At 61.9% G+C, this 16,088-nt stretch carries 15 protein-coding genes and 1 tRNA gene; 11 read left to right on the top strand and 5 right to left on the bottom strand.

Going from position 1 to position 16,088, the window contains the following annotated elements:
• Positions 1 to 84 precede the first annotated feature (84 nt).
• Complete coding sequence (locus NMA58_RS12805; RefSeq protein ID WP_085778677.1) at positions 85 to 1,185, bottom strand: branched-chain amino acid aminotransferase; 1,101 nt, start codon at positions 1,183 to 1,185, stop codon at positions 85 to 87.
• A gap of 350 nt (positions 1,186 to 1,535) precedes the next feature.
• Between NMA58_RS12805 and NMA58_RS12800 the strand changes: the two genes are divergently transcribed.
• Positions 1,536 to 2,756 (top strand): PLP-dependent aminotransferase family protein, encoded by a 1,221-nt coding sequence (locus NMA58_RS12800; RefSeq protein WP_434710380.1) that lies wholly within the window; start codon positions 1,536 to 1,538, stop codon positions 2,754 to 2,756.
• Between the two features lie 309 nt (positions 2,757 to 3,065).
• On the opposite strand, the gene NMA58_RS12795 is transcribed toward NMA58_RS12800, so the two are convergent.
• The 3 genes from NMA58_RS12795 to NMA58_RS12785 all read right to left on the bottom strand — a co-directional run bounded on the left by NMA58_RS12795 (position 3,066) and on the right by NMA58_RS12785 (position 6,042).
• Positions 3,066 to 4,109, bottom strand: a complete 1,044-nt coding sequence (locus NMA58_RS12795; RefSeq protein WP_434710378.1) for a DUF2278 family protein — start codon at positions 4,107 to 4,109, stop codon at positions 3,066 to 3,068.
• 182 nt (positions 4,110 to 4,291) lie between these two features.
• A complete protein-coding gene (locus tag NMA58_RS12790; RefSeq protein ID WP_434710377.1) occupies positions 4,292 to 5,350 on the bottom strand; it encodes an aldo/keto reductase in 1,059 nt (352 codons plus the stop codon).
• A gap of 221 nt (positions 5,351 to 5,571) precedes the next feature.
• On the bottom strand, positions 5,572 to 6,042 hold the full coding sequence (locus NMA58_RS12785) for a MarR family winged helix-turn-helix transcriptional regulator (protein ID WP_434710375.1): 471 nt from the start codon (positions 6,040 to 6,042) through the stop codon (positions 5,572 to 5,574).
• A gap of 201 nt (positions 6,043 to 6,243) precedes the next feature.
• Between NMA58_RS12785 and NMA58_RS12780 the strand changes: the two genes are divergently transcribed.
• From NMA58_RS12780 to NMA58_RS12735, 10 genes are all read left to right on the top strand, one after another.
• Positions 6,244 to 7,011 (top strand): alpha/beta fold hydrolase, encoded by a 768-nt coding sequence (locus NMA58_RS12780; protein ID WP_097598046.1) that lies wholly within the window; start codon positions 6,244 to 6,246, stop codon positions 7,009 to 7,011.
• 105 nt (positions 7,012 to 7,116) lie between these two features.
• Entirely contained in the window at positions 7,117 to 8,094 is a 978-nt protein-coding gene (locus tag NMA58_RS12775; RefSeq protein ID WP_434710372.1) for an ABC transporter substrate-binding protein, read from the top strand.
• Between the two features lie 7 nt (positions 8,095 to 8,101).
• Entirely contained in the window at positions 8,102 to 9,796 is a 1,695-nt protein-coding gene (locus NMA58_RS12770; RefSeq protein WP_434710370.1) for an ABC transporter permease, read from the top strand.
• Positions 9,784 to 10,803, top strand: a complete 1,020-nt coding sequence (locus tag NMA58_RS12765) for an ABC transporter ATP-binding protein (RefSeq protein WP_434710368.1) — start codon at positions 9,784 to 9,786, stop codon at positions 10,801 to 10,803. Before NMA58_RS12770 ends, NMA58_RS12765 begins: the two co-directional genes overlap by 13 nt.
• A gap of 332 nt (positions 10,804 to 11,135) precedes the next feature.
• The gene (locus tag NMA58_RS12760) at positions 11,136 to 12,245 is read left to right on the top strand and encodes an endonuclease/exonuclease/phosphatase family protein (protein WP_434710366.1); all 1,110 of its coding nucleotides are present in this window, start codon (positions 11,136 to 11,138) and stop codon (positions 12,243 to 12,245) included.
• A complete protein-coding gene (locus tag NMA58_RS12755) occupies positions 12,242 to 13,012 on the top strand; it encodes an NUDIX hydrolase (RefSeq protein ID WP_434710364.1) in 771 nt (256 codons plus the stop codon). Before NMA58_RS12760 ends, NMA58_RS12755 begins: the two co-directional genes overlap by 4 nt.
• Before the next feature lie 225 nt (positions 13,013 to 13,237).
• A complete protein-coding gene (locus NMA58_RS12750) occupies positions 13,238 to 14,149 on the top strand; it encodes a PhzF family phenazine biosynthesis protein (RefSeq protein ID WP_097598052.1) in 912 nt (303 codons plus the stop codon).
• A gap of 219 nt (positions 14,150 to 14,368) precedes the next feature.
• Positions 14,369 to 14,444 (top strand) — tRNA-Lys (locus NMA58_RS12745).
• 127 nt (positions 14,445 to 14,571) lie between these two features.
• Entirely contained in the window at positions 14,572 to 14,868 is a 297-nt protein-coding gene (locus NMA58_RS12740) for a hypothetical protein (RefSeq protein ID WP_434710362.1), read from the top strand.
• A gap of 91 nt (positions 14,869 to 14,959) precedes the next feature.
• The gene (locus tag NMA58_RS12735; protein WP_434710360.1) at positions 14,960 to 15,262 is read left to right on the top strand and encodes a hypothetical protein; all 303 of its coding nucleotides are present in this window, start codon (positions 14,960 to 14,962) and stop codon (positions 15,260 to 15,262) included.
• Positions 15,263 to 15,591: 329 nt separating this feature from the next.
• On the opposite strand, the gene NMA58_RS12730 is transcribed toward NMA58_RS12735, so the two are convergent.
• The gene (locus NMA58_RS12730; protein ID WP_085778663.1) at positions 15,592 to 15,906 is read right to left on the bottom strand and encodes a hypothetical protein; all 315 of its coding nucleotides are present in this window, start codon (positions 15,904 to 15,906) and stop codon (positions 15,592 to 15,594) included.
• Positions 15,907 to 16,088: the final 182 nt, after the last annotated feature.

The raw sequence follows: 16,088 nt of genomic DNA, 5'->3' as shown, positions 1-16,088 counted from the left end.
AGCCCGGCTGCTTTGAAGGCGAGGCCGAGAGCGGCGCCCACCATGTCAGTGCTGGCGCCGCCGTTCGCGTGAAAGGTCTGAAGGTCAGGCCGGGATGAGGCGCGTCCAGCCGTGCTCATCGTTCGTTACGCCCTTCTGCAGACTGACGAGCTGCTGTCGCAGTTCGCTGGTCAGCTTGCCGGTCTGTCCGTCTCCGACCAGAAACTCGCCGCCCGCATGTCGAACCAGGCCAATGCCCGCCAGGACCGCGGCAGTGCCGCAAGCGAACGCTTCGACAAGCCTGCCGCTGGCGGCATCCTCCTGCCATTCCGCGAAGGAGTAGGGACGCTGCTCCACGCGCAAGCCCCTTTCCTCCGCGAGCACGATGACGGAAGCCCGGGTGATGCCCGGCAGGATCGTGCCGCCAAGGGGCGGGGTCACCATCGATCCATCATTCATCACGAAGAAGACGTTCATGCCGCCGAGTTCTTCGACCCAGCGATGCTCCGCGGCATCCAGGAAGACGACCTGATCGCAACCCCTCTTCGCGGCTTCCGCTTGCGCCACGAGGCTGGCTGCGTAGTTTCCGCCGCATTTTGCAGCGCCGGTGCCGCCGCTGGCTGCACGGGTGTATTCGGTTTCGACCCAAAGAGAGACGGCCTTCGCGCCGCCCTTGAAGTAGGCGCCGACCGGTGAGGCGATGATGCAGAAGATATATTCCTGAGCCGGACGAACGCCGAGAAACGCCTCGTTGGCGAACATGAAGGGGCGAAGGTAGAGGCTGGCGTCGCCAGCCGGAATCCAGGCCTTGTCGACGCGGACCAGTGCTTCGACCGCCTTCAAAAAGAGTTCTTCGGGCACGGGAGGCATCGCCATCCGGGTTGCCGATTGCGCGAAGCGGCGTGCGTTCTCTTCAGGCCGAAAGAGCAGAATCCGGCCATCGTCTGCCTTGTAGGCTTTCATGCCTTCGAAGATTTCCTGAGCGTAATGCAGCACGGCGCTCGCAGGATCGAGCTCCAGGGGTCGCCTGGGCGTAACCTTCGTATCATGCCAGCCCTTGTCGGCCGTCCATCGCGCCAGCACCATGTGATCCGTGAAGATCTTGCCGAAGCCGGGCGTCTCCAGTGCCTGGATGCGGTCGGCGTCCGAGACGGGGGTCTTGTGGAGTTCGATTTTGATTTCAGGAGAGGCCGACATCACGGTCATTGCTGGCACCTTGATAGTAAATTGAATAGTGGCGGCGACACTACCGCCGCCGAGCCGGTTTTGGAAAGGTCTGAAGCAGCCGGTTTCGGCTTGATCAGAGGAATAATCGCTTGAAGTGGCTGACGTCGAGCAACAAATTCGGAATCGAGCGCCTGCGATCGAGGATGGCGTCACCATCGGTCGATTCGGGAACTTCATTCTTATCGGGACTGACGTTCGCGAATTTCATACCCAGGCTTTGGAATATGTGATCTCCAACTTATCGCTATTACAAGAAAATAGGTCAGCATTATTGACATAATTTCCGCCGCATGATTTGTCGGCGGTACAGAAAATACGAGGAAACCTCCATGCTGAACTGGGACACCATGTTTGCGTCGCGCTCATCGCGCATGCGCGCATCCGAAATCCGCGAGCTCCTGAAGCTTCTCGACCAGCCCGACATTATTTCCTTTGCCGGCGGCATTCCGGATCCGGCGCTGTTTCCGGCCGAGGAATTCCAGCGGGCCTATGCCGATATCTTCGTAGGTGCCGCCGTCAATTCGGCGCTGCAATATTCGGTCAGCGAAGGCTACAAGCCGCTGCGCGAATGGCTGGTCAAGCAGATGGCCGCCCTCGGCATTCCCTGCGAGCTCGACAATGTCTTCATTGTCTCCGGCTCACAGCAGGGGCTCGATTATCTCGGAAAGCTCTTTCTTTCGCCCAATGATACCGCGCTCGTGACCTGGCCGACCTATCTTGGCGCGCTGCAGGCCTTCAATGCCTATGAGCCGGCCTATGACCAACTGACGCCGAGCGGCAACCGGACGCCCGAGTCCTACCGCGTGGCGGCTGCGGCTGCCGGCGGCAAGGTGAAATTCGCCTATCTCTCCGCAGATTTCTCCAATCCGACCGGCGAAACCGTCGATCTCGCCGGCCGCAAGCGGGTGCTGGCGCTCGCCGAAGAGCTCGACATTGCCGTCATCGAGGATGCCGCCTACCAGTCGCTGCGTTACGACGGCGAGCCGATCCCGCCGATCCTGGCGCTGGAGATCGCCGAGAAGGGCCATATCAACGACACGCGAACGATCTATTGCGGCAGCTTTTCCAAGACGCTGGCGCCCGGCCTTCGCGTCGGCTTCATCGTCGCCAATGCGCCTGTCATCCGCAAGCTGGTGCTGATGAAGCAGGCGGCCGATCTGCATTCCTCAACGATCAATCAGATAGCGATATCCGATGTCGCCGTGCGCGGTTTCGACAAGCAGGTCGCCAAGATTAAAGCGGCCTACAGCCATCGCCGCGACTGCATGCTGGCGGCGCTCGAGAAGTACATGCCCAAAGGCGCGAGTTGGACGAAGCCGGAAGGCGGCATGTTCATCTGGATCACGCTGCCGGAAGGCATGGACGGCGCCAAGCTGCTGGCGAAATCGCTCGAGACCGCCAAGGTCGCCTTCGTGCCCGGCAAAGCCTTCTTCGCCGACGGCTCCGGCGCCAACACCTTCCGCGTCAGCTTCTCCTGCGCGAATGAGCAGATGATCGAGGATGGGATCAGCCGGCTGGGGAAGCTGATTTCAGCGGAGATTGGTGGGTGAAAGGGAGAGGCTAGGGGAGGCGTGTGCCATGTACCCCTCATCTGACTTCCGCAGACGTTTTAGGGAGCGAGACGTTGCCACGATTCCCCTTCTCCCCGGCGGGGAGAAGATGCCGGCAGGCAGATGAGGGGGCGAGCGGCGAAGCCGCGAGTGCATGGAGCGTAAGCGGAGGGCAACAATGACGGGTGTGCCGAATGGCCCCCTCATCCGACCATGCGGGCCACCTTCGCCCCGCTGGGGAGAAGAGGGAGCAAGCTGCATGCCTTTGCTTTCACAATAAACCCAGCTGCAAGCCAGGCAGAATCCCCATCAAAAGATCGTCGTCCAACCCTCATTCGCCGTCTCGCTCTTGCCGTAGCCGACGCGATCGGCGACCGCTCCGTCGGTGTTGCGCAGGATGATGTCGCCGCCGCGGTTGGCGAGCTGCGGGCCACCGGCGGTGGCGTCGAGGGCGATGGTGCGGATCTCGCCTGCGGCAAGCGTTCCCGACAGCGTCTGCGTCCGGCCATTTTCGTCCTCCAGTTTCCAGCCGTCGAGCGATACCGATATGTCGGAGCGATTGATGATCGTCACCGTCTCATTCTCGATGCCGCCTGCGCGGTTCACCGGGTTGATCAGCGCGGCGATGATGCGCAGCGACGAGGCGACGACCGGCTGCGGCCGGCGCGTGCCTTCGCCCCGGCCCTGGCCGCCGCGATCCTCGGCCACCGGATAGCCGGTCGCCGCATCGGTGTTCCAGTTCTGCGACTGGAAGCAGAGGAAGATCGCCGCCCATTCGCCGGTGTTGGTGAAGTGGACGAGCAGCGCGCCATCCTGGTTTGGCCCGTTGGTGGCCTTGAAGCCGCCATTGTCGCCCTGGTTCATGTGGATGTCGTGGATGCCGTTGCCGGGCTCGAAATCAAAATATTGGTCCGGCTTGTTGTGCTCAGGCCCCCAGGCCTCACCGAAAGCATAGAAATGGATGTCGGGATCGGCAATGCCTTCCTGGACGATCGGCTCGATGAACTCGCGCAGATCGTTCTTCGGGCCGGACAGCTGGAAGGGCGCGACGTCCATATCCTCCCGCTCGATCAGCCCGCCACGGACATAATCGATCGCCAGTTCGGGGCGGTCTTTGCGGATGTCGGTCAGACCCATCGGCAGTGCTTCGAGCGCCTCTGTCAGCGTCCCGTGCTTGAAGTCGACGATGTTGGCATAGAGCAGGTCGTGCGGCGACTCCTTGGAGCGGACGTTCAGCGCGATGCGGTAGCTGACGCCGTTCGCCTCGATGCGGATTTCGATATGAGGATCGTTGTCGTCATCGAGGGCGAGCGCGCTCGCGGTGCCTTTCAAGACCTTGTAATTCTTCAGCATGAGAACCTCGCGAGAGTGGCGGGGTCTCACGATAACACTGACAAAGTGCATCTTTTGTGACGGCTAAATCGCAGCGCGATCCCTCAGATAAGGCTGCCACGATTTAGCTTCTTGATGTCACGTAGTTCGTCACCGCAAAATGCTTGTCTTGCGCCGTGCAATGGTGGGCTTGCCGTCCGGCGCTATTGCTGGAGATGCGGGCCGAAAAGCTCGAGGTCGGCTTCGCCGAGCCGGTCGCTCGCCGTGTTCAGCTGGTGCCAATAGGGATAGATCACCGGCGGCAGGCTGACGGCGTCGAGGCGCTTGCGCTCCTCGTCCGTGAGCTTCAGCTCGGCGGCCGCGATATTGTCGCGGAACTGGGCTTCGGTGCGCCCGCCGATGATGACCGAGGTGACCGCCTTGCGGCCGATCAGCCAGGCGAGCGCAACTTGAGCGGCCGAGACGCCGCGCTCCTGCCCGATCGCGACCAGCGTCTCGACGATATTCCACAGGCGGTTCTCGTCGCGGATCGGCGGCTCGGTCCAGCCGGCGAACTGGCGCGTGCCTTCGGGGGCTGCCTGGTTGCGGCGGTGCTTACCCGAAAGCAGGCCGCCGGCAAGCGGGCTCCAGACCAGCACGCCCAGGCCCTGGTCGATCGAAATCGGCAGCAGCTCGTATTCGGCATCGCGCGCTTCGAGCGTGTAATGGATCTGCTGGCTGACGAAGCGCTGATAGCGATGCTCATTGGCGATGCCGAGCGCCTTCATGATGTGCCAGCCGGAGTAGTTCGAGCAGCCGACATAGCGCACCTTTCCCTGCTTGATCAGCGTGTCGAGCGCTTCCATCGTCTCTTCGAGCGGCGTCTGGCCGTCCCATTCATGCACCTGGTAGAGGTCGATGACGTCGGTCTTCAGGCGCTTGAGGCTCGCCTCGCATTCGCGGATCAGGTGGTAGCGCGACAGGCCGCGGTCGTTCGGACCGTCGCCCATGCCGAAGCGCGCCTTGGTAGCGAGCAGTACGCCCTGCGGCCGCTTGCCGGCGAGCGCATCGCCGATGATGTTTTCGCATTCGCCATTGGAATAGACATTGGCGGTGTCGATCAGGTTGATGCCGGCATCGATGCACATATCGATCATCTTTTTCGCCTCGGAGACGCCGAGATCGCCGATCATCTTCGCCCAGCCGACGCCGCCGAACGTCATCGTACCCATGGTCAAAGTCGAAACCTTCAGGCCGGAACGGCCGAGCAGACGATATTCCATTGAAACTCCTCCTTCATCGGAACGCGATTGACGTACCTCAACGCGATAGAATGACAATGGCGGCGTGTTCACGCCTGCGTGAGGGGTAGGCGAGTTTGCGGCCGCCCGAGGCTGCGATTGATCGCGGGGCGCTCGGCCCCGAGCAGATCGTACAATATGCGATCGGCTTGTCGACGGAAATCGTCCTGACGTGGCGACGACGCGACGGGCGCCGCCTCGCGTCAGGTCTCGTTCCTGTCCTTCTTGTGAATGTTGTCGCGGAGGGAAGCGATCGTGTCCCGAATCTTGCCGACGGTGTCGGCATCGAGGCCGACGGCCTTGCCGATGCAATCGAACACGTGGGCGGCACCGCTCTTGAGGGCGTGTCCCTTCTTCGTCAGGCGCAAGAGCACTTGGCGCTCGTCGGCGGGATTCCGGTTGCGGGTGACGAGGCCGACATTTTCCAGCCGCTTCAGCAGCGGGGTGAGGGTGCTGGAATCCAGGAAAAGCGTCTCGCCGAGATCCTTCACCGTGCGGTCGTCACGCGCCCACAAGGCGGTCATGACCAGGAATTGCGGATAGGTCAGATCCAGCTCGTCGAGCAGGGGGCGGTAAAGCTGATTGAAGGCGTGGCTTGCGGAATAGATTGAAAAGCAAAGCATCTCATCGATCTTCGGCACGTCGGCGAGGCCATTCATTAGGGTGTCTTTCATCACGCTCTCCTCTGCAATCAATATAATTTGTGCGCGATCTGTTTGCAAGCTATTGACGTCGCGCATGAGGCTGGCTATTTAGATTGCGTACAAATAAATCGTCTACAAATTACACGAAGACGGGACTTGAAAGCACGTGAACGCCGCGTGCGGTTCGCGCTTCTGCTCCCAAGAAACTCAACCGACCAAAGGAATTGACCCATGTTCAAGTTTGCTGCTGTTGTCGCCCTGGCGGGCGCTCTTCTGTCCGGTGCTGCCTTCGCTCAGCCGGCCAAGCCGACCGTCGTCCTCGTCCACGGCGCCTTTGCCGATTCATCCAGCTGGAACGGCGTCGTTGAAATTCTCCGCAAGGACGGCTTTTCGGTCGTGGCTGCCGCCAATCCGCTGCGCAGCGTCTCGAGCGACGCCGCCTATGTGTCCGACGTCGTCGGCAGCATTGCCGGCCCTGTGGTCCTGGTCGGCCATTCCTACGGCGGGCAGGTGATCTCGACCGCGGCGAACGGCCATGACAACGTCAAGTCCCTGGTCTATGTCGCGGCCTTCGCGCCGGAGGCCGGGGAATCGGTTGCCGACCTCGCTGGTAAATTTCCCGGCGGCACCCTGGGCGCAGCGCTTGCAGCTCCGGTGAAGCTCAGCGCAGGCGGCGTCGATCTCTACATCGACCAGGCCAAGTTCCATGACCAGTTCGCAAGTGACGTGCCGGCTGAACAGGCGGCCCTGATGGCGGCGGCTCAACGGCCGATCACCGAAGCGGCACTGACCGAAAAATCCGGCGAGCCCGCTTGGAAGAAGCTGCCGTCGTGGTTCGTCTACGGCACCGGCGACAAGAACATCCCGGCGGCAGCCCTTGGCTTCATGGCCGAGCGGGCAGGCTCCAAGCGGACCGTCGTGGTCGAGGGCGCTTCCCACGTCGTGATGGTTTCGCAGCCGCAGAAGGTGGCGGAACTTATCGAAGAGGCCGCGAAGTAACGCCAGCGCAGTGGTGCAGAGTGCGGCGCAGCCGCTGCGCCCTGTCACATCTCTGTCAACGACCCCTAATATGGGAGGGGTACCGCAATTCCGAGGACCCCTCCCATGAAAACGATCGTTTCCGCCGCAGCACTTCTTGCCGCGTGCCTTTTTGCCGTTCCGGCTTCGGCCGCAAGCCTCGTTCTCTACACCAGCCAGCCTAACGAAGACGCGCAGGCGACGGTCGACGGCTTCATGGCCGCCAATCCCGATATCAAGGTCGACTGGGTGCGCGACGGCACGCCGAAGATCATCGCCAAGCTTCAGGCCGAGATCCAGGCCGGCAATCCGGTCGCCGACGTCCTCCTCATCGCCGACATGGTGACGCTGGAGCGCCTCAAGGAAGACGGCAAGCTGCTCGCTTACAAGTCGCCGGAAGCCGCAGGATACGACGCCAGCCTCTATGACGCCGACGGCTATTATTACTCGACCAAGCTGATCACGACAGGCATCATGTACAACACCTCGGCCGCGATAAAGCCGACGAGCTGGAAGGACCTGACGAAGCCTGAGGCCAATGGCTTCGTCACCATGCCGAGCCCGCTCGCTTCGGGTGCTGCGCTGATCCACGCCCAGACGCTGGCCGCAGTTCCCGGCCTCGGCTGGGATTATTACAAGGCGCTCGCCGAAAACGGCGCGATCGCTGCCGGCGGCAACGGCGCCGTCCTGAAGTCGGTCGCCTCCGGCGAGAAGGCCTACGGCATGGTCGTCGACTATCTGCCGATCCGCGAGAAGGCCAAGGGCGCACCCGTCGAATTTGTCTTCCCGAGCGAAGGCGTTTCGGCCGTCACCGAGCCGGTCGGCATCCTTGCCAGCACCAAGAATGCACAGGCTGCCAAGAAGTTCGTCGATTACGTGCTCTCGGAAAAGGGCCAGGAAGGCTTCCTGAAGCTCGGCTATATCCCGGCCCGCAACGGCATGAAGCAGCCGGAAGGTTTCCCGGCGCGCGATACCATTAAGGTCCTGCCGATCAAGGCAGCGGAAGCGTTGAAAAATACCGATCAGGATCTGAAGACCTTCTCCGGTATTTACGGCTCGAACTGATCCAGCCATGCAAGGATATGTGAGACCGGGAAACAGCCAGCCCGCCTGGCTGTTTCCTTTTATCGTCATATCAGTCCTGATCTTCAGCGTGCTGCCGCTCGCCCGCCTCGCCATGGTCGGGATCGTGGCCTTCGCCAGCGGCGGCTTCATCGATGTGCTGAGCGAACCGTCACTCTGGCAGGCCACCTATTACACCATCGTCACCGCGGTCTTGGGCACGATCATTTCCCTTGCCATCGGCTGCCTCTTCGCCTTCGTGCTGACGCTGACCGATATCAACGGCAAGGGGTTGCTCAGCTTCTTCTTCGTGCTGCCGATGATGATCCCGCCGCAGGTGACGGCACTTGCCTGGGTGCAGATGTCGGGGCCGTCGAGCCCGCTGTTGAAGGCGCTCTCGCTTGCGCCGCCGCTGGGTTCGCCGCAGCCGCTCTATTCGGTGGGCGGCATTGCGCTGCTCTATGGCGTGCAGCATGCGCCGCTGGTCTATCTGGCGCTGCGCGCCGGGCTGATGACGCTGCCGCGCGACGGCGTCGAGGCCGCGCGGCTTTCCGGCGCCTCGAGCCTCAGGGTGTTCCGCGACATCATCCTGCCGCTGTCTCTGCCCGGCATCATCGCCGGCGCGGCGATCTCCTTCGTCTCCTGCACCGGCAATTTCGGCATTCCCGCCATTCTCGGCATCCCGGCCTCGATCTACACGCTGCCGACGCTCATCTTCACCAAATTCTCTGCCTTCACCAGCCGTACCTTCGGCGATGTCGCCGTGCTCTCCGGCATCATCGCCATGATCTCCGTCGCAGGCTTGATGTTCCAGGACCGGGCGCTCAGAGGCCGCGACTATCGCGTCATCGGCCTGTCGGGGGCAAGTGCCATCTTCGAGTTCGGCCCCTGGCGCTTCGCCTTCACGCCGCTCCTCTGGGCGATCCTGTTCTTCATGCTGGCCGCCCCCTTCTTCGCGCTTGTTGCCGGTGCGCTGGTGCCGGCTTATGGCGTACCACTCACCTTCAAGACCATGTCGCTGCATGCCTTTCAGGAGATCCTATTCCGGCAGGCGGTGACACGCACGGCCTTTATCAATTCCCTGTCGCTTGCCGGCGCCACGGCCTTTGGTCTCCTTGTCGTGACGGTGCTTGCGGCCTATGCTCTGACGCGGCGCAGAGACATGGCGTCGCGCATCGTTTCCAGCCTGATCGAGATACCCTATTCTCTGCCGGGCATCGTCATGGCGGTCTCCTTCATTCTCGTCTTCGCGGCACCGATCCCCGTCCTGCATGTCTCGCTCTACGGCACGATCTGGATCATCCTGATTGCCTATTTTTCCTCCTTCTTCGCTGTCAGCCTAAAGCCCGTCGTCAGCGCCTTCCATCAGCTCGATCCGGCGCTGGAGGAGGCCGCACGGCTTTCCGGCGCCGGCTTCTTCCGCAGGCTTTCCGATATCATCGTGCCGCTGATCGCGCCGGCCGCCGGCGCTTCCGTCATTCTCGTCTTTCTCATCGCCTGCAACGAGCTGACGATCTCGGCGCTGCTCTGGTCGGCCGGCACCCAGACGCTCGGCGTCGCGATCTACAATCTCGACGACAGCGGCAGTTCCGACCTTGCCTCGGCACTGTCAGTACTCGTCGTGCTGATGGTCGTTGTCCTGATGCTGCTCTTGGAACTCCTGGCCACACGCCTGCCGAAAGGGGTGGTCCCGTGGCGCAACTGATCCTCAACCAGGTGGCCAAGGATTTCGGCACCGGGCGGGCGGCCGTCAGCGGCTTTTCGCTCGATGTGCGCGACGGCGGCTTTCTGGCGCTGCTCGGGCCTTCCGGCTGCGGCAAGACGACGGTGCTGCGAATGATCGCTGGTTTCGAGACGCCCTCCGACGGCTCGATTCATCTCGGTGAGCGGCTGCTGGCAGATGCCGCCCAGTCGCTGCCGCCCGAGAAGCGCAACATGGCGATGGTCTTCCAGTCCTATGCGCTCTGGCCGCATATGAGCGTCGCCGACAATGTCGGCTATCCCCTGAAGGTGCGCGGTGTCTCGGGCGAGGCATACCGGACGAAGGTCGGCGAGGCGCTTTCCACCGTGCGGCTTGCCGATCATGCCAGGCGGCGGCCGGCCGATCTCTCCGGCGGCCAGCGCCAGCGTGTGGCGCTCGCCCGCTGCCTGGTGACGTCGCCCAACGTCGTGCTGCTCGACGAGCCGCTCGCCAATCTCGACCGGCACCTGAAGCAGGAGATGGAAGAGACTTTTCGCGAATTCCATGAGCGCTCAGGCGCGACGATGATCTACGTTACCCACGACCAGAGCGAGGCGATGGCGCTGGCGACCGACGTCGCCGTCATGTCCGAAGGGCGCCTGCTGCAGGTGGCGCCGCCAGCCGAGATCTATGCCCGCCCGGAAGGACGAATCGTCGGCGGGCTGATCGGGCGCGGCGCTATCCTGACCCTGTCTGTCATGGGCGGCGAACGCCATCTGGAATGGGACGAGCTGAAGGATGCGCTGCAGGCGGCCAATACCGATGGCGCCGATATTCTGGTGCGGCCGGAGGATGTGATCATCGGCGGAGAGGGGGCTCCCGCGACCGTCGACTCGGCACTTTTCGAAGGCGAGCGTTACGCCGTCAAACTGACACTCGGAAACGGCCAGACGTTGCGCGCCTTCAGCCGCGCCGTTGTCGGGGCCGGCGAGACGATACGCGTCGTCATCCGTGCCGGATGGCGACTTTGACGGAGGCGGGTGACCCTTACGGTCGTTGAAGCTTGACGATAATGTTGAAAGTCCCCGGTGCCTCGTTCCGAATCGCGAAGAAGTTGAATATTTCTAAGCGCCGTGGAAAAACGCGTTGAGGCGATCGGTTCGCCGGGCATGCATTATTCTAGTTCGGATATTTGCGGACTATCGGGGCTTGTAGCCTACCAGACCCGCAGCCGTGCGGAACCGGATGCCGACGCGGCTTGTTTCGGTCCTGGAAGCCAAGCTTATCCGCAATTTTCTTGGCCCTGCCATCTTTTCCTGCGGCGATTGGCGGATAAGGTACTGCGCGCAACCGGACCTTTCTCATGTCGCTCCGCCTCGCCACCTTCAACGTCGAAAACCTGCTGACCCGTTTCGATTTCACGGGTTTTCGCAACCAGCTGCGCCAGGATCGCGTCATCAAGCTTTTCGAGGTGAACAGCGAGGGCGTCTACCAGCAGCTCGAGCAAGCGCGCGTGATCGCCGCCACCGATGATACGAGGCAGATGACGGCGCTGGCGATCGCGGATGCCGACGCCGATATTCTCTGCCTGCAGGAAATCGACAATATGGCCGCCCTTCAGGCGTTCGAATACGGTTATCTCTTCCGCATGGTCGGAAACGGGTATCGGCAGAAATTCCTGGTCGAGGGCAATGACAGCCGCGGCATCGATGTCGCCGTGCTGATACGCGAGGAAACACGCGATGGCCAGAAGATCGAGCTTAGAGATATCAGAAGCCATGCGATGACGACCTATCGCGATTTCGATCTCTTCGACGAGGAACTGGCGCTTACCAATCGTATCGACGACAAGATATTCAAGCGCGACTGCCTGGAACTCGACCTCCTGATCGGCGGCAGGCCTTTCTCGCTCTATGTCGTGCATTTCAAGTCGATGGGCAGTGCGCGCGACGGCCTGGACGGGCGGCAATCGACACTGCCGCTCCGTCGCGCCGAGGCGCGCGCCGTGCGCCGCATCATCGAGGACCGCTTCGGCGCCGGCCACACAGCCTCGAAGAACTTTGCCATCTGCGGCGACATGAATGACTATCAGGAGCGCGTCGACGTCATTGGGCGGCGTGGCGCCGGCTATCGTTTCGAGCATCAGGTGGAGACCGAAAGCGCGCTCGACGTCTTCAGCCATGACAGCTTTGCTGAAAATGTCGTCCGCCGTCGTCAGCCCCTCGACCGCTGGACGCTTTATCATGCGCGCGGGCCGCAGGAGCAGCACCTCTGCCAGCTCGATTATATCTGGCTTTCGCCCGCACTTGCCGCCCTTAATGCCGAACGCCTGCCCGAGATCATCCGCAGCGGCCAACCCTACCGCACCATCTTCCCGCCGGGGCAGGAGGTGGAGCGTTATCCTCGTACCGGCTGGGACCGGCCGAAGGCCTCCGACCATTGCCCCGTCGTCATCACACTGGATCTCCCATGAAAACGAATTTGAAGATAAATTTTCCGAACACTGATTTTCCCGATGATTTCGCCGGCTGGCCGCCGGAAGCTACGGTCTTCCCCATCGCCGGCGTCGATCTCCGCGTCCTGCCCGGCACTCATCCTTTCGTCGCCGCCGAGGAAACGGCGATCCGCGAGAATTGGCTGAGGGAGATCGCCGCCAACCCGGCGCTCTTCGACGGGCGCCTGATCTTCCAGCAGCGGCTGTCGCTCGGCGAGGAGGGAATTTCGGGTGAGGGCTACGTCACGCCTTTTTCCGCCTTCATGTACTGGCGCCGCCAGCCGCAGCGCCAAGGCGGGCTGCACATCTTCGCCTATCCCGTGCTCGAAAGCTCCGACGGCGCGCTGGTTGCGATCCGCATGGGTGCGCACACCGCCAATCCCGGCCAGGTCTATTTCGCCGCCGGCTCGCTGGAACCCGAGGATATCTTCGACGGGCGCTGCGACATCGAGGCCAACATGCGCCGCGAGGTGCTCGAGGAAACCGGCCTCAATCTTTCCGATTCGGTGGCGGGGCAGGGGCTCTTTGCCAGCCACGCCAGGCGTACGGTGACGTTGCTGAGGCTCTTCCGTTTCGACCTGACGGCCGACGAGATGGTCGAGCGGATCGAGGCCCACATGCTGGTCGCCGAAGACAAGGAGATCGCGGGTGCGGTGGCGATCCGTTCGGCTGATCGGAACGCTTATCCGTATAACATCGCGATGCTGCCGGTGATTGACTGGTATTTCGGGAAGAGGGGCGCATAGCGCGCGGCAATCAGAGGCCGACCTCGTCCTTCGAGACCCCTTGGGGGGTACCACGCTCGCCAAGCGCTTCCGAGAAAGATCGATTTTCATTAACGATCCCGCGCAAATTGCCGAGTGCAGACGTCTCCGGCCGGCGACGGGTTGTTCTTACCCGAGTTAGCGCCTTGCACTCGGTCGCACGGTCGGGCAGGTTGACGGCCCGACGATCGATTCAAGGAGGCCGATGTGGCGCGAAGCTACAGCGTCTATGACGTGTTCACCGATCGAAAGCTTGCGGGCAACCCACTCGCAGTGGTTTTCGACGGCGACAATCTCAGCGACGAGGCGATGCAGGCGATCACCCGGGAGATCAATCTCTCCGAAACGGTTTTCGTGCAGCCTTCGACCAATCCCGCCTACGCGGCGAAGCTCAGAATCTTCACGCCGGGCCGGGAGCTGCCCTTTGCCGGCCATCCCACGGTCGGCACTGCGGTGGCGCTGGCCGAGCGGGCTCATGGCGCAGCGGCGCTCGATCTCGTCATGGTGCTCGAGGAAAACGTCGGGCCGGTGCGTTGCGCCGTGCGGCTGAGGCAGGGTGAGGCGAGCTTTGCCGAATTTGACCTGCCGCGCAAATCGCAGCAGGCCGTCATGCCGCTCGACAAGCTCGGCATCGCCGATGCGCTGTCGCTGAAGGTCACCGAAATCGGCTTTGAAAATCACGTCCCCTCGGTCTGGAGCGCCGGCGTTCCGTTTCTGCTCATTCCGGTGCACGATGTCGGCACGGCTCAGCGGGTGGAATTCGATCCGCAGCTTTGGGAAAAGATCGTGCCCTTCGCCGATGGCGCGCTTGCCTCGGCCTATGTCTATTGCCGCGGCGGCGTCAACCACGTTGCGAAGTTCCATGCGCGCATGTTCGCCAGCGGCATGGGCATCGTCGAAGATCCGGCCACCGGCGCGGCGGCGGCGGCGCTCTCCGGAGCAATCCGCCATTTTGACCGGCTTACGGACGGGCACCACCCGATCATGATTGAGCAGGGCGTCGAGATGGGTCGTCCGTCCTTCATCCACCTGCATATCGATGTCGAAGGCGGGACGATTTCCAACGCGCGGATCGGCGGCCAGGCGGTGCGGCTGGCGAGCGGCACACTTGAGCTTTGAGTTTGCGAGAGCGCCGCGCTCCGTCAGCCGGGACGCTCTATCACCTTGAATTGGCGCATCATCCCTCTCGAAGATCGATTCCGAGTTCTAGGAGTGTGTGCCGCATTTCGGCGCTGCGGAAAAATCTTTGAGATTAACCAAAGAATTTTCGCTGATGCGCTGGACAAGCCTGCCGATCCTGTTTATACGCCCCGTCACACCGCGCAGCCAAGCGCGAACGGGTGATTAGCTCAGTTGGTAGAGCAGCTGACTCTTAATCAGCGGGTCGTAGGTTCGAGCCCTACATCACCCACCAAATCTTTTGATAAGATTGATTGAATAGCGTCAGCGCATGATCTCGTTTCGAGGCCGACCGCATGTTTCGGCATGACTGGCCGTATCGACCTGCGCACCCTATCTCTCCCCTATTAACGGGAGGGGTCGTGAGAACCGTCATATTCATGGTGGCTTTATCCTTGCCGCTGCCGGCCTTTGCCGCGAGCGCAGTGGAGGTCAAAGCGGGGGACCACAGCTGCAGCGAGCTTGCGCAGATCATCCGGCAGAACAAGAAGGTCTTTGTCCGTGTCGACCTCGGCGGCCGCAGCTTCCGCTACCCGCCGGCGCAGTGCGACATGGGCGACAAGCGCAGCACGACAAGCGTTGGCGATGCCGAAGGGAGGACTTGCGTTCTGGACTATGCCTGCGTGTTCGACCCGGCGTCGCCCTATAATTTTCCCTGAAATAAGAATTCGTTCTCAGTTGCGTGGGATATCAACCAAAACCGGTTACGTTTGTTTGCCGTTCATCACGCTCTCGCATCCAGGAGTTCCCATGAAAAGCGCCTTTTTGGCCTTCGCCCTGTTGTATCCGTCCGCAGCCCTTGCCGTCGAGGCGGTAGAGGTCAATGCCAGGGATCACAGCTGCAAGGAGCTTGCGCAAATCATCCGTAAGGACAAAGCCGTTTTCGTGCGTATGGGCATCGGCGGTCGCAGCTTCCGTTATCCGCCGGCCCGATGCAATCTGGGTGACAAGTACGACACTGCAACGGTGAGGGATAGAGACGGGAAGATGTGCGTTCTCGACTACGAGTGCGTGTACGATCCGCAATCCTTCTACAACAGGATTCCCAACTAACATCGGGCTGCAGGGGCGCTTCACGCGGCGAGCGTGAAATCGCCCGGTCTTCCCCGACAGGCCAAGAAAAAAGGCCGGGCGAAACTCGCACCGACCTTCCTCGATCTGTCTCAATGACGGCTGCCAGTACATCCGTGGTCAGCCGTCAGAGACAAATTTAATAATCTCTAAATAAGTGCCGATTGCGGTTATTCAAGGGCCGGCCGTAGAAAAGAAGCCGTGCCGGCGCGTCACCAGTTCCCCGGGATCATTGCATAGATCCTCCTTGGCGTGTCCTGCCGGAGACGCCAAGGAGGCATCTAGCGCGGCTCCTTACGACCGGGCAGCGATTACTGCTGGGCAGGAGCGGCCGGCGGGGTGGCCGGTGCAGGTGCCGGAGCAGGCGTTGCGCTGTTATCGGTCGGAGCGATCGGCTTAGCCGGGGCCGGCTCGGACTGGGTCGTGGAGGCTGTCGTATCCGGCGAAGTGCCGGGAGATGTGCTGCTCCACTGCGAATAGGCGAATGCAGCAACAGCGATCACGGCCAATGCAGCAACCCAAACAACCCACGTATTGCTGCTGCGCGCCGGCGGCGTCGTGCGCAGGTCCAGGTTCGGGTTCAGCGGGCGGTTCGGATCGTTGGCATTATTGGGGTCGTACGTCATGGTACTTTCTCCTCTTTCGGTGTGTGAGAAATGGACGAGCGGGACTTTTGTTCCATTCTGGGGGCGAAGCGTTTGTATTGCCGGGGTTTTTGGGGTTGGAGCGGCTTCTCGAGCGGCAGCGAAAGGCAATTGCGGGGGATGACACCTGAGGAGATCGCTGGCTGTCATATGTACGGCACAGC

Source organism: Rhizobium sp. YTUHZ045, assembly GCF_051124255.1.
Lineage (GTDB): Bacteria > Pseudomonadota > Alphaproteobacteria > Rhizobiales > Rhizobiaceae > Rhizobium.
Note: the sequence above shows the minus strand (reverse complement) of the source record. Positions and strands in the feature narration are given on the sequence as shown.